The following is a 13,972-nucleotide window of genomic DNA, read 5'->3' as shown; positions in this document are numbered from 1 at the left end:
TGGAAAAATTGGGATTTCAGCATGTAGTTTCAGAAATTTTCATCAATTTCCCAATCCATCACTGACCTTTATGAAAAAGATTTCTGTATTCCTTGCAATTCTCCCAATGCTGTTTTTTGCCTGTGGAGAGAAATTTCAATCTGAAGTTACCTTACCGAGAATTATTTCTGAGAGTATGGTTTTACAAAGGGATCAGCCAGTTTCGATTTGGGGAAAAGGGATTCCTGGCGAAAATGTCCGTGTAAGTGTCGCTGGAGTTATGTCCAGTACGGAAGTGGAAAATGATAGTACTTGGAAAGTCGGACTTCCACCTGTCACAGCGGGTGGTCCTTTTGTGATGAAAGTGAATCAAACAGAAATCAAGGATGTTTATTTTGGAGATGTTTGGCTAGCCGGCGGGCAATCCAATATGGAATGGCCTCTCAAATCAGGCGTGATCGGAGCAGATGCAGAATATGATGAAGGAGGGAATCCAGAAATTCGATTTTTTAAAGTTCCCAGAATTTATTCAGCTGTTAAAAAGGCTGATATTCCTGAAGGGGATTGGAAAATAGCAAACCCATCCAACATGCCTGACTTTTCAGCTGTAGCTTGGTTTTTCGCTAAAAAGAATGCTCAGGAAAAAGATGTGCCCGTCGGAATAATTGAATCCAATTGGGGAGGAACACCAGCTGAAGGATGGACAGATGCAGAAATTCTTGCAGAAATGAAGGAGATGTCATTTCAACAAGAGGCTCTAGATATGATTGAAAATCAAGAAAAGTGGGATAGAGATTTTCAGGCCAATGACAAGAGGCGAGAAATGCGAGATATCATGGTTCATCATCCTGATTCGGCTACTGCCAGAGAAGTTGCCTCAGTGGATTACAATGATTCTCAATGGTCTAAAATCAATTTGCCTACCGGAAACCCACTGAGTGATATTGCCTGGGTTAGGAAATCTTTTCAATTAAATTCTACGGAGGATGTCACCTTGATCTTCCCAACCTTGGATCAAATGGCGTTTATTTACATCAATGGGGAATTGGTTCATCATAAAGACTGGGGAGCTGCGATGCCTGAAGTTTCGGTTTCTCCAGATTTGCTTTACCAAGGAAAAAATGTGATCAGTATCCGTGCTGTCAATACTTGGAATAATAGGCCTGTCATTGGCGCGAAAGATCAAATGTATCTGCTTCAGGCAGGAAAGAAAGTTGAATTGGAAGGCACTTGGTCTTATTCCAATTCTATTGTTGAGCCAAAATTGCCTGAGGTAACCTGGCAAAACTGGAAACCTGGAGCTATGTACAATGCCATGATATACCCACTGAAGAACTATGGAGTCAGAGGAGCTATTTGGTATCAGGGAGAAAGTAATGCAGGTAGAGCAGGGGAGTACAAGGAGCTTTTTGAGACGATGATAACCAATTGGAGAACAATCTGGAACCAACCTGAAATGCCATTTCTTTTCGTTCAACTTGCGAACTATATGGAAAGGGTAGAACTCCAACCAGATAGTCAGTGGGCATTTCTGAGAGAGGCTCAAAAAGAAACATTAGAATTGCCTCAAACAGGGATGGCGGTGATAATTGATATCGGTGAGGCGGATGACATCCATCCAAGAAACAAAAAAGATGTAGGAGAAAGGTTATGGCTTCAGGCCAGAAAAGTAGCCTTCAAAGATGAAGTCATTTCTTCAGGTCCAATCATCAAGAGTGCCAGTAAAACCGGTGCAACTATCACACTAGATTTTATTTCTATTGGTGAAGGATTACAATTGATTGTCGAAGGTGAAGTAAAAGGCTTTATCCTAAAAAATGAATCTGATAAATGGATAACTGCGGATGGGAAAATTGTTGGGAAAGATCAAATTCAAATCAAACTGCCTGATGGATTTAATCCTGTGGAAATTAGATACGCCTGGGCAGATAATCCTGAGGTGAATTTGATTAATTCCGAAGGTTTACCCGCCCAACCTTTTCGAATGGAATTGGAATAATTAGTTTTGGGACTTGATGTCCTGAACTTCCATCATTTCATCTACTTTTTCTTGAAATTGTGGTTTTGGAGCTAATCCAACTACATTTTCAAGAAAATTGATGGTTTCAAACATGACACCTTCCCAATCATTGGATGTAATTGAACTTGATATTACATGATCCCCTGATTTTGGAAATGCCTTTTCCACTTTAAGGTTATCTGGAGTGGATACTTCCTGAAACATTTCCAGCATTCTTTGGACAGAGACTGTTCCATCTTGTTCTTCATCATTTTTGTAGTAATACCCTAAAAATAAGGGTTGATGAATTTTTTCATAAGTAGTCTTATTCATCATGCTATACATCAATACTGCCAAGCTTTGATAACCATTGATGTGATAGTCTTCGGACCAATAGGCGGCTTTGGTTTCGTCTCTTTCCCTATGCATCATTTTATTCTTCATAGCGAATTTTTCCATCATAAACTTGGCCCAAGGCGTAAACAATTTGCCTAGGACTTCACCTCGATCTCTGAATGCTGGGGAATAGAGTATCAGCGCTTTGATGTCAGGTTCTTGACTTGCGAGCAGGGTACTCAAAGCTCCACCCATGGACGTGCCGATAATTATTACCTCATCTCCCAATACTTTTCCTATTTGGTAGGCTTCACCCGCAGCATCGACTAATTTTTGAGCGGTAAGATATTCCATCCCATTTTCTCTTTTTATGCCGTGTTCGGGAAGTCTAGTCACATATAAGTTTGCTCCAAAATGCTCTGCTAGAAATCTGTGCACTGGGTCTCCTTCCATGGGGCTTGCTCCAAATCCATGGATATAAACAATCGAATAAGGTGTTTTTCGCTTATTGGTAGGATCTGCCCATTGGATATATGCTTCATTATCTGGCTTTAACCCTTTAACACTGTCTTCTCTTTGGGCAAGGTATGCTTCCAGCTCATTTATCCGAGTTGGAATTTCTGGAAAATGAATTTCAAGGTTTTCAGTTTCGACTTTGGGACCTAGCATATATACTATGACCAAGACCATCGCCGTGGCAAATAATCCTAGGAAAATTTTACGAAGCATATCAGGTTGTTTTCAATGTTGGAGAGTTCGAATTTACAACGATTTGACTTCCATTCTTCAAAAAAATAGTGGTTCTGAATTTTAGCTTCGAATAATTTTCAACTTCTCCTTTGAAATTAAAGCCCAAAAACCCCGGAATACTTTTGAAATCTTTTAATTCCGAAAGTTTTTTGCCAGCCGAATCTTCAAATAGGTAGGTGATATTCATCCCATTTTGCAAATTTCCATAGGCTTCAGTAAGAGTAACAGAAATATTTGAAATGTTAGAAAAATTATAAGCTAAGGCACAAGAAAGAGCATAGGCTTTTCCGGGAAATGAATTTGAATTGAAAATTGAAGTTATTTCCTCTGGTTTAAATTCAAGTACAAGACTGAATTCGTCAAAAGAAACAGTATCTGACTCAATCGCATACCTATCATCAATGAAGGGAGTGAAATTCACATTTAAATCTTGTAAAGTGGCATCAATTGGATCAGGACATTTACCGAATGGATATGGGGATGGTTCCTCAACGCAAGATACGATCACCATCAAACTTAAATATCCCAAGCAAAGGCTAAAGGTTGTTTTTAGTGGCTTAAGATTTAAATTCATGACAGAGCTGATTTAAGAGGCTTATTTTTTAGACTACAAATTTTTAATATTAAAACTTTAGCTTAAATATGTATCGTTTCTTTAATTTTGACGTATTGAAGTTAAAATTCGATACTTATGAAGCAGTTAATTTTTGTCCTGATTTTTGTTTTTTCTTTCTTTTTTCAAGGCGTTGCTCAAGAGGAAAAAATCCCTTCAAAATCTGTTTATTTAGAATTGGGTGGTGCAGGTCTTCCTTATAGTTTCAATTATGATTTCAGATTTAATCCTCAGGATATGAATTCTTGGGGAATGAGAGTGGGAGCTGGTGGATATACAGTTTCTGATGGGGATTCTTTTTTTTCAATTCCCCTGATGGTCAATAAACTTTATGGAAATGGACCACATTATTTCGAACTGGGTTTTGGGGCTACATTCTTTGCTTTTAATAATGATTCATATTCCTACTGTATAGATGGATATTACGATCAGAATACCGGTCAATATATCTGTGGCACATATGAAAATAGTGACTATAATTTCATTCTTGATGTCGATGGATCGCCAAGTGTAATGGGGACCATGAATTTTGGATACCGCAAAGTTCCAGTTGACGGAGGATTTATGTGGAAAATCAATGTCAACCCAATTTTCAACAATAATGGTTTTTGGCCTTTATTTGGGGGGATAGGGATTGGATATGCTTTTTAAAGCTCGAACCCATAATCCCTTTCTACCAAACAAATTCTAGTTTTATAGGCTTTGTACCACATTTTCCTTCCATTTTTTTGAGCTTCCAAATGCTCTTGTTGCTGCTTCCAAAATTTGATTGATTCCAAATCCTTCCAATAGGAAATCGTAATTCCCAATCCATCCCGGACACTTTCATGCCCCAGGTATCCAGGCATTTTCTCAGCTAATTCTACCATATGATCAGCTGTTTGGGCATAACCTTCCTCTATTTCAGTTCTAATATTTGAAAAAATTACAGCGTAGTAAGGAGGAGAAGGAGTTTTGGCAATCATTTTTTTTCTGGGATCAATAGGGGGGAGGATCTTTTCAGTTGTCTTAGTATAAAGTTGATCAAAATATTTGAATCTGAATGAGTCAAATTGCTCAAAAAATGAATTCAAATCCGATCTAAAAAGAGAAAACTAAACCAACATTTTAATGCAAGCAATTATGAAAACTGTAAAGAAAAGACCTCCTGTTTTAAAATTTATCCTGGGATTACTATTGGCTCCAATGCTTTTCTCCTGCGGATATGGTGAATTGGAAGTTGTCCAAACTATTGATGAGGAATTTTTTGATGTACAAAAGATTGATATTGAATCAGGCTTTTTGGAGGTAGTCTATGAAGGAGTTGAGGGTAAAACTGAAGTGACATTGACGGGTACTTTAGAATCTTCACGACCTGGAGCATATAAGGTAAAATACCAAATGGAAGGAGACGAATTGAAAATTGAATTGGATCAGAAAAATTTAATTGGATCTGGTAGACATAAAGGTGTACTTTATATCAGTGGACCTGTGTCAATTGAATTGGATGTAGAATCAGGATCAGGGACAACTCAAATTTCCAATGTTGAATCCTCAGAAATGGAATTGGATGCTGGTTCTGGAAGATTGGAATTGTATAATGTTGCTGCCAATACTATCGATCTTGAGGTTGGTTCAGGGACGATTAAAGGCTATAATTTGATAGGAAATGTGAAAGGTGAAGCAGGTTCTGGTAGATTAGAATTTGATCAAATTGAGGGAGATGCTAAACTGAATGTTTCCAGTGGTGTTATTAGAGTTAAGTCTATTACAGGGAAATTGAATTCTCAATTAAGTTCAGGTAACCTTTACATGGAAAGAATAAATGAAATCGAAGAACTAAAAGTGAGTTCGGGTTCCATTGAAGGTGAAGATATTGGCTTAGGTGCAAAAACGCGTTTGAGTAGTTCTTCTGGTAGGATTAAAATTCAAACTTATTCTGAATTGACTGCTTACAATTATGATTTTCAAGCAGGAAGTGGAAAAGTGAAAGTAGGAGATAGTTCTTCTTCTGGAAGTTTAGAAATCCACAATGGTTCACCTTATACTATTCAGGGTTCTGTTAGCAGCGGATCAATTGAGATTTTCAATTAAAATATTTTAACGTTCTCAATAAGCAGATAAGGCACTTTCAGGGTGCCTTATCTGTTTTTTTATTATAGCCTGATTATTAATCTTTTGACGTAAATCAATTAATTAAAATTAGGACAACTGTTCTAAAATTCTTACCGTATATTTGTATGCATAACGAGTAATTCAGAATGTAAAACCAAATATTATTTCGTTAAGAATGTCTGATATCTTTCTTTAGTAAAGGTTTCATAAGGGTTGTTAGGTTGATGAACACAGGCATTCGAAAACGGTTATCCTTCCGAGTTCTAAAAAGGGAATAGTGAAAAGTTGTTTAAATCACTCCTGACCCCGGCTCCCCGCCGGGGTTTTGTTTTATGAAATCATTTGAATTAGTGAGGTAGGCTTTCTAAGATTTTCTTAACCAATTCCGCTTTATCACTATTAGGAATCCATCTAGCTACGATTACCAATTCATTTTCTGGATCGACATAAATCATATTCGTTCCTGCTCCGATGTGTAGAAAAGCTGATTTTGGACCAGCAGGAACTTGTTTTTGATCTTCATTTAAGAAGTAATTCATAAATCCGTATCCAGGATTGGCAGGGGTTGGGATTTTAGATTTTGCAATCCAATCTTTGGAAATCAATTGTTTTCCAGCCCAATTACCTTCGTTCATTGTTAGGTATCCAAATCTTGCCTGATCATAAGCAGAAAGCATCATTCCACCTCCCCAATGTGAACCGCCACTTACAGATTGCATGATTTGACCATCAATAATCACGAAGGAGTTTTCATAACCTGTCCATCTCCAAGTATCACTTGCTCCGATAGGATCCATGATTTTCTCTTTCAGGACTGTTGGCAACGGTTTTCTCCATACATTCAATAGTGCCAAAGCCAGGACATTCACTCTGGTATCATTGTATTCATATTTGGAACCTGGACTGTTTTGTGGTCTTGCTCTTTTTTCAGCAACTCCTTCAGCTGGTCTGTCCCCCCAATCCGGTTTTCCCCAAAGAGTTCCTTCCCAATCTGAAGTTTGTCTCAATAGATGATTCCAAGCGATTGTTTTGTTATGATCTGTGTCAAAAAGTTCAAATACATCATCGTCCATTAAGTGATCCGATTTATTCACTATTAGCTTGGCTGGCTCATAAGGGTAAATTGGTGCCATGTAAGGGTAAACCAAGTCCTGCTCGCTTTGGATTAATCCTTCAGCTACTGCTAACCCAGCTGTGGTAGATAAAAAGCTCTTTGCAACTGAGAATGTCAAATCGACCCTGTTAGGCTCTCCCCACTGGCCAACAATGTATCCCTTGTAAATAATCAATCCCGTCGCTGGACCACGAGTCTTCATAGGACCAACAGGATAACCGAATGGTTCTCTACCGAAAGCTGATTCGTAATGAGCGATTTTCAAATTTGGATTAGCATCACTTTCGTGAGCAATCGCAAAATCGATGGCTTCTTGAACCTTTTGGGAGTTAAGTCCCAAATCTGTCGGTGATTTCTTCTCCCAGTTTCCTTTTTCAGGAAAGTAGGTTTGAGAAAAAGAAGTTTGAAATGCAAAGGCAATAAATAATAGAAGTAAGGCTATTTTTTTCATGTTTAGGTGATTTATTGCGATTTTACAAAATTCCTGCTCCAATGCATTGCCATTGGTGGATTTGAAAAATGGAAATTCTTCAAAACTCTTTGAACACTTTCTGGTTACCTCTTTAGGATTCCTATAACTCTTCGTTTTTTAAGAAATCTTAATGTTTTTACCCAGCCTTTAAATATGAAAGAAGATAAAATATATATCATCGGTGCCGGTTTATCCGGATTAGTAGCTGCTTTGGAATTAGAAAAAGCAGGTTTTTCTCCAATTATTTTGGAAGCTTCAGGTCGTGTTGGGGGAAGGATGAAAACGGATGAAGTGGACGGATTTTTATTAGATCATGGGTTTCAGGTACTCAATACAGCCTATCCAGAGGCAAAAAAGTATTTGGATTTTCAGGCTTTAAACCTGAAGACTTTTGATCCGGGAGCTGTAATAATGGATGGGAAGGAATCCTATATCATCACGGATCCTCTTAGAAACCCTTTGAAGGTTATGGGGATGGCTTTTTCTAAAGTTGGAACTCTACTGGATAAGATTAAAATGTTTTCTTTGACGCAAGAATTGAAGAAAAAGACCTTTGAAGAGATTTTTGACTCTCCTTCGATCCCAACGCACCAATATCTCAAAAAGTATGGTTTTTCGGATCAGATTATCACTAATTTTTTCACTCCTTTTTTCAGAGGTATTTTCCTAGAAAAGCATTTGAATACCAGCTCCAGGATGTTTGAGTATGTTTTCAAAATGTTTTCCATGGGACATGCAGCGATTCCGGCTAAAGGAATGGGAGAGGTGGCAGAAATGTTGAGAAGGCAATTGAGCACTACTCAGATTTTCTTCAATAGTCCTGTAGAGGAAGTTCAAGGAGATAAAATCCAACTGAAAAATGGGGATGAGCTGCATGCAAATAGGATAATTATCGCTGTGCAACCAGATAAAATCATGAAACAGCTTCAGGGTCAGTTTGCTTCTCCTAGGAAGGTTACTAATCTCTATTTTTCTTTGCAAAAGTCTTTTTTGGCTCGGCCAATGATAGGATTGTTGCCTCATGGAAAATTGGTAAATAATCTGGTTTTCATGGATGATGTTTCCGAAGAATACAGTCAAAATGGTAGAGCGTTACTTTCTGTTACGGTTTTGGAAAATGAATTGGATGACAAAGAGTTGATTCAAGAAGTTCAAAATGAATTAGAAGAAGTTTCTGGAGTGAAAAGCGAATACTTCAAGTTCGTTCATTTGTATCATATTCCTTATGCTTTGCCTGTTTTGGACGATTTGAAATACAGTATTCCGATAAGTGAATGTCAGATTACCGATCAGGTATATTTGGCTGGAGATTATCTGTTAAATGGATCAATTAACGCTGCTATGCGCTCTGGTAGAATTGCAGCAGAGTCCATCATCCATTCTTATATGCCGACTCATTGAGGACTTGCAAAGGAATAGCTTCCAAAAAAGCGTATCTTTGCCGCCATGAATATACCTCCTTGCCCTTCCTGCGGTTCTCCGTATGGATATGAAATGGACGATAAGTTAGTTTGTCCTGAATGTTCTTATGAATGGATTCCTTCATCTGAGGAAGAAGTTGAAGAAGGACTGATTGTCAAAGATGCCAACGGAACTCAGTTAGCGGATGGCGATGCTGTAGTGATTGTAAAAGATCTTCCTGTGAAAGGAGCTCCAAAGCCGATTAAGGCAGGAACGAAAGTGAAAAGTATCAGGCTAGTGGAAGGAGACCATAATATTGATTGCAAAATTGATGGCTTTGGATCAATGGCCTTGAAAAGTGAATTTGTAAAGAAGGCTTAATTGCCAAAAAATATATTTGAAAAAGGGTACGAAATTGATTTCTGTACCCTTTTTTGTTTTTATTTTCCGATTGACTTGTCATCGGCTTTGACATCTCCGACTAAGTATTGCATTCCGTCTAAGAAAAACTGAAGCAAATCTGCGTTTTCGAAGCTTTGGGCATTGTGAGAAGGTGAACTATAAAGCACCCGACCTTTTCCCTCTTTTCTGATCCAAGCCACATAAGTCACTCCATCCTTCAATTCTTTTTCTTTTCTCTGACCTTCAATTTCAGCATTGTTGAAATACAAAAGAGGTTTGAAATCAAGATTCTCATAAGCGTTTTTGTAGAAATAAGGCTCATCAAAATGAACAAATCCATCTTTCGGGAATGCTTGCACTAATGGGTGATTCGGATCAACCAATCTTACCTTGATATCTTGTTGTTTAGGATGATAATCAAAGCTTCCTCCCAATAATTCAGAGAATTCCTGAGAATTGTTGAAAGTGGTATTCCCTCCATGAATGACAAATAAACCTCCTCCTTTTTTCACAAAGTTGATCAGGTTATTCTCCAATTCTCCTGCTTTTTTCCAAACGGCAACACTATCAGAATGCTGGTCTTCACTTAGTTTGTCTACAAAAAGGTTTCTGTATTCAGGTTTGGAATTGGTGTTGTTCAAAACGATCAAATCATAATTTTTCAGATTTGATTTTTCAAACATGTCGATGTCAGTACTAGATGTGACTTCAAAAGCACCACTTTTTTGACCCAAGATTTTGAACATCTCCTCTGTGTGAGGATTTACCCAATGAACGAATCCAGTGTGTAGTGAAAAAACTAGAACCTTTTTTGGTTTGGAAGTTGGAAAAGTAGGCTTCTCTGGAGCCAGAGAATAGATTTTATCCTTCCATGCATCAGTCAATTCAACTTCAGACATGCTTTGTCCAAAGCTAAATTGTGCACTTAAGAGGAAAACGATTCCGTAGAAAATAGATTTCTTCATGGGGTATTCAATTAAACTTTAAATGGGTTTTAATAGAGAATTTATAACTTGAATTCGAATGCCTAATAACCTGAATCTTGCATGAATTTCAAAAGGAAATTACTTCTAGCACCTGTTTTTCTACTTTTTTCTACGCTATCGTTTTCGCAAAAAGTAGCCATGAATGAGACTCCTGATGGAGTTGATTTTACTATCGATGGTCAGACTGTTTTGACCTATCAAAAATCCAAAGTTCCAGTTCCTGAAGGAATTAAAGAAGACTACAGTAAATCTGGATTTATCCATCCACTCACATCACCAAGCGGTCAGGTCTTAACCAGAATCCAGCCCAAGGATCATTACCATCACTATGGGATTTGGGGCCCTTGGACTAGAGCGACTATTGATGGGCGGGAAGTGGATTTTTGGAATTTGGGAGATGGAAAGGGCCGAGTGGACTTTTCTCATGTTATTTCCAAAAAGCAAGCAGGTGGTGCTGCGGAGTTGAATGTCCGTCAAAATCACTATGATCTGAAAGCTCCCGAATCTCAAAAGATCGCAATCGAGGAGGATTTAAGGATCAAAGTAAAGCCTGCTGACAAAGGGCGATACATGGTGGATTACACCTCGACGATTTCTACCAAAAATCCGGGAGGAATACTATTGGATGACTATAGATATGGAGGAGGTTTAGGATTCAGAGCCACAGAAGTGTGGGGATCTGATAATAGTGTGATCTTGACTTCCGAAGGAAAAGACCGCAAAAATGCCGATAGCAGTGAAGCTAAATGGGTATTAATCACGGGTGAAACAGATGCTCCAGAAGGAACAAGCGGATTGTTAATATTAAGTCATAATACCAACAAAGCTCATCCTGAGCCTTTAAGAGTTTGGCCAGAAGAAAATTACGACAGAAAAGGAAATGTCTTTGTGGAATTTACTCCTATTCGCCATGAATCTTGGGAGATTCTACCTAATAAAAAATATAGCCTGAAGTACAGAATGATTGTTTTTGATGGAACCATGAGTGCTGAGGAGGCTGAGGCTTATTGGAGAGCCTTCGTTAAATAAGAAACCCTTAAATTTATCTAATACCTTTTTCACAAATTATGAAAAGAAGAGACTTTATTATGAAAACGGCTGTAGCAGGTGCCGCTTTCGGATTCCCGACTATCGTACCCGCTTCTGTTTTCGGTAAAAATGCCCCTAGTAATAAAATCAATATAGGTCAAATAGGATGTGGCAGGATTGCGAGAGATCATGATATGCCAGGAACTTGGAGACACGATGAAGCTAGAATCATTGCTGTTTCAGATTTGGATAGTAAAAGGATGGCTGATGGTAAGAAGTATGTAGAAGAATACTATACCAAGAAAATGGGCACTCCTTATATTGATGTAAAGCAATATGGAGATTACCGTGAAATGCTTTTGAATCCAGATATCGATGCCGTGGTTATTTCAACTCCCGATCACTGGCATTCTCAACCTGCAATGGAAGCAGCATTGGCAGGAAAGCATATTTATGTACAGAAACCAACTTCCTTGACGATTAAAGAAGGTCGTCAATTAGTAGATGTTGTGAATAAAACCGGAGTAGTCCTACAGCTTGGAACCCAGCAAAGATCCAGCGAGCAATTCCGAATTGCGGCTGAATTAGTAAGAAATGGAAGAATTGGCAAGTTACATACCGTAAGAATTGGTCTTCCTGGAGATCCTGCAGGTCCTGAAGCTCCTGAGATGCCTATTCCTTCTAATTTGAATTTTGACATGTGGTTAGGATCCACTCCAGAAGTACCATATACTGAAATCGGAGTACACCCTCAGCATGATTACAGTAGACCAGGCTGGTTGAGAATTGAAAATTACGGTGCAGGTATGATTACAGGTTGGGGTCAACATCATTATGATTCAGCAGCCTGGGGTATGGATACCGAATTGACAGGCCCGAGATATGTTGAAGCCGTTGCTGAATTTCCAAGATCTGGTCTGTGGAATGTTCATGGAGATTTCATGGTCAAACAAGAATATGACAATGGCGTGAATGTATTTACATCTGGAGGCTATCCAAATGGTATCCGTTACGAAGGTTCTGATGGTTGGATTTGGGTATCGAGAGGTAGTTACCAAGCTTCATCCTCTGATCCAGTTGCTCAGGATAACAATGCAAAAGCTCTTGATGCTTCTGATCCAAAAATCTTAACTTCGGTAATTGGACCAGATGAAATTCATTTGACAAAAAGTACCGAACACCATGGTAACTGGCTGGGTGCTATTCAAGGGAATAATGAATTGCTTTCCCCTGTAGAAATAGGCCATAGAGCATGTTCTGTTTGCTTGGTAAGTCATATTGCTATGAAGTTGGGTAGAAAATTGGCTTGGGATCCTGTGAAGGAAGAATTCATTAATGACCCTGAAGCAAATACTTATCTAAGTAGACCTCAAAGACGACCTTGGGGAACTGATTATGTCAATGTCTGATTGAATTAGATTATTTTATAATATGAAAAAACTACAAATAGGGCTCTTAGGAGCCCTTATTTTCTCAGCTTGTTCTTCACCTGAAATGAAAGATGAAACTGAAGTATCAAATACGGAGGTGAAAATTATGACTTTGGATCCGGGACATTTTCATGCTGGACTGATTCATAAATCCATGTATCCAAATGTTGATTCTACGATTCATGTCTTTGCACCTGAAGGGGAGGAATTACAGGAATATCTCAAAAGAATTGAATCCTATAATACTCGTTCTGAAGATCCAACTGCTTGGAAACTGGAAATTTATGAAGGGCCGGATTTCGTCAATCAGATGATTTCTCGAAAACCTGGAAATGTGATGGTGGTAGCAGGGAAGAATGATCGGAAAATTGACTACATCTCTGCTGCTATTGATAATGGAATCAATGTCTATGCTGATAAGCCTTTGGTGATTAATCATGATGGGTTTAAAAAGCTTTTGAAAGCATTTGATTCTGCAGAAAAGCAAGACCTTTTGCTTTATGATATCATGACTGAGCGATTTGAGATTACTACCAAATTGCAGCGAGAGCTTTCCATGATTGAAGGTGTTTTTGGAACTGTGGAAACAGGAACATTAGATAACCCAGCTATTACAAAAGAATCAGTTCATCACTTTTTTAAATATGTTTCCGGTCAGCCGTTGATCAGACCAGAATGGTTTTTTGACACTGAAATCGAAGGTTCAGGAATTGTCGACGTGACGACCCACCTTGTAGATTTGGTACAGTGGGAGCTTTTCCCAGAGCAAATATTGGATACCACAGACGTGGCTATGCTCGAAGCCGAGTTGTTACCAACTTCCTTGAATGCCGAACAATACGAAAAAGTTACCGGTAAAACGGCTCCTTTTGGTCAAGATGGCAAACTGGACGTCTTGGCAAATGGAGTGATGAATTATACCTTGAAAGGAGTTCATGCAAAAGTCTCTGTTATTTGGAATTTTCAAGCTCCAGAAGGAACAGCCGATACTCATTACAGTAAAATGAGAGGAACCAAAGCTAATCTAATTATCCGTCAAGGTGCTGAGGAAAATTATAAGCCGGCTCTTTATGTAGAGCTTTTGGGAGAAAATAAAGAGGCACTAGAAAAAGCGGTCTCTGAAATTTTACAGGCTAAGTATCCTGGAATTTCTTTGGAAGAAAAATCATCTGGACTAATTGAGGTGAAGATCCCTGAGGAATACCACAATGGTCATGAAGCACACTTTGCTCAAGTGACTGAGCAGTTTTTGGAATATTATGAAAGTAGAAATATGCCAGACTGGGAGGTTCCGAATATGATTACCAAGTATTTCACCACAACAGCAGCTTTTTCTTTGGCTCAAGAAAAATAGATGGTAAAGAAAT

General features: G+C 38.5%; 13 protein-coding genes. 8 read left to right on the top strand and 5 right to left on the bottom strand.

Annotation, left to right across the window (positions count from 1 at the left end; translation table 11 throughout):
• Positions 1-70 precede the first annotated feature (70 nt).
• Positions 71-1,978 (top strand): sialate O-acetylesterase, encoded by a 1,908-nt coding sequence (locus tag O0V13_RS04010; protein WP_268033703.1) that lies wholly within the window; start codon positions 71-73, stop codon positions 1,976-1,978.
• On the opposite strand, the gene O0V13_RS04005 is transcribed toward O0V13_RS04010, so the two are convergent.
• A complete protein-coding gene (locus O0V13_RS04005) occupies positions 1,979-3,043 on the bottom strand; it encodes an alpha/beta hydrolase (RefSeq protein WP_268033702.1) in 1,065 nt (354 codons plus the stop codon).
• 1 nt (position 3,044) lies between these two features.
• Complete coding sequence (locus O0V13_RS04000) at positions 3,045-3,638, bottom strand: hypothetical protein (protein ID WP_268033701.1); 594 nt, start codon at positions 3,636-3,638, stop codon at positions 3,045-3,047.
• 117 nt (positions 3,639-3,755) lie between these two features.
• Between O0V13_RS04000 and O0V13_RS03995 the strand changes: the two genes are divergently transcribed.
• Positions 3,756-4,328: a hypothetical protein gene (locus tag O0V13_RS03995; RefSeq protein WP_268033700.1), complete on the top strand. Its 573-nt coding sequence runs from the start codon at positions 3,756-3,758 to the stop codon at positions 4,326-4,328.
• Here the strand turns inward: O0V13_RS03995 and O0V13_RS03990 are convergent.
• Positions 4,325-4,642, bottom strand: coding sequence for an antibiotic biosynthesis monooxygenase family protein (locus O0V13_RS03990; RefSeq protein WP_268033699.1), 318 nt, complete (start codon positions 4,640-4,642; stop codon positions 4,325-4,327). The genes O0V13_RS03995 and O0V13_RS03990 overlap by 4 nt on opposite strands.
• Before the next feature lie 145 nt (positions 4,643-4,787).
• Here O0V13_RS03990 and O0V13_RS03985 point away from each other — a divergent pair, with 145 nt between their 5' ends.
• Positions 4,788-5,750 carry a DUF4097 family beta strand repeat-containing protein gene (locus O0V13_RS03985; protein ID WP_268033698.1) on the top strand — a complete coding sequence of 321 codons (963 nt, stop codon included), beginning with the start codon at positions 4,788-4,790 and terminating at the stop codon, positions 5,748-5,750.
• A gap of 368 nt (positions 5,751-6,118) precedes the next feature.
• On the opposite strand, the gene O0V13_RS03980 is transcribed toward O0V13_RS03985, so the two are convergent.
• Entirely contained in the window at positions 6,119-7,336 is a 1,218-nt protein-coding gene (locus O0V13_RS03980; RefSeq protein ID WP_268033697.1) for a serine hydrolase domain-containing protein, read from the bottom strand.
• A gap of 174 nt (positions 7,337-7,510) precedes the next feature.
• On the opposite strand from O0V13_RS03980, the gene O0V13_RS03975 reads away from it, so the two are divergent.
• Both O0V13_RS03975 and O0V13_RS03970 read left to right on the top strand, forming a co-directional pair.
• Positions 7,511-8,758 (top strand): NAD(P)/FAD-dependent oxidoreductase, encoded by a 1,248-nt coding sequence (locus O0V13_RS03975; RefSeq protein ID WP_268033696.1) that lies wholly within the window; start codon positions 7,511-7,513, stop codon positions 8,756-8,758.
• A 45-nt stretch (positions 8,759-8,803) separates the two neighbouring features.
• On the top strand, positions 8,804-9,139 hold the full coding sequence (locus O0V13_RS03970) for a zinc ribbon domain-containing protein YjdM (RefSeq protein WP_268033695.1): 336 nt from the start codon (positions 8,804-8,806) through the stop codon (positions 9,137-9,139).
• A 59-nt stretch (positions 9,140-9,198) separates the two neighbouring features.
• Here the strand turns inward: O0V13_RS03970 and O0V13_RS03965 are convergent, their stop codons facing one another.
• Complete coding sequence (locus tag O0V13_RS03965; protein WP_268033694.1) at positions 9,199-10,125, bottom strand: ThuA domain-containing protein; 927 nt, start codon at positions 10,123-10,125, stop codon at positions 9,199-9,201.
• 81 nt (positions 10,126-10,206) lie between these two features.
• Between O0V13_RS03965 and O0V13_RS03960 the strand changes: the two genes are divergently transcribed.
• The 3 genes from O0V13_RS03960 to O0V13_RS03950 are packed head-to-tail and all read left to right on the top strand — an operon-like array spanning position 10,207 to position 13,959.
• Complete coding sequence (locus tag O0V13_RS03960; protein ID WP_268033693.1) at positions 10,207-11,175, top strand: PmoA family protein; 969 nt, start codon at positions 10,207-10,209, stop codon at positions 11,173-11,175.
• 38 nt (positions 11,176-11,213) lie between these two features.
• Positions 11,214-12,584 carry a Gfo/Idh/MocA family protein gene (locus tag O0V13_RS03955; RefSeq protein WP_268033692.1) on the top strand — a complete coding sequence of 457 codons (1,371 nt, stop codon included), beginning with the start codon at positions 11,214-11,216 and terminating at the stop codon, positions 12,582-12,584.
• Between the two features lie 22 nt (positions 12,585-12,606).
• The gene (locus tag O0V13_RS03950) at positions 12,607-13,959 is read left to right on the top strand and encodes a putative oxidoreductase C-terminal domain-containing protein (protein WP_268033691.1); all 1,353 of its coding nucleotides are present in this window, start codon (positions 12,607-12,609) and stop codon (positions 13,957-13,959) included.
• Positions 13,960-13,972 lie beyond the last annotated feature (13 nt).

This window comes from Algoriphagus sp. PAP.12 (genome assembly GCF_026652115.1).
In the GTDB taxonomy this organism is placed as follows: Bacteria; Bacteroidota; Bacteroidia; order Cytophagales; family Cyclobacteriaceae; genus Algoriphagus.
This window is presented reverse-complemented; position numbering and strand designations above follow the sequence as displayed.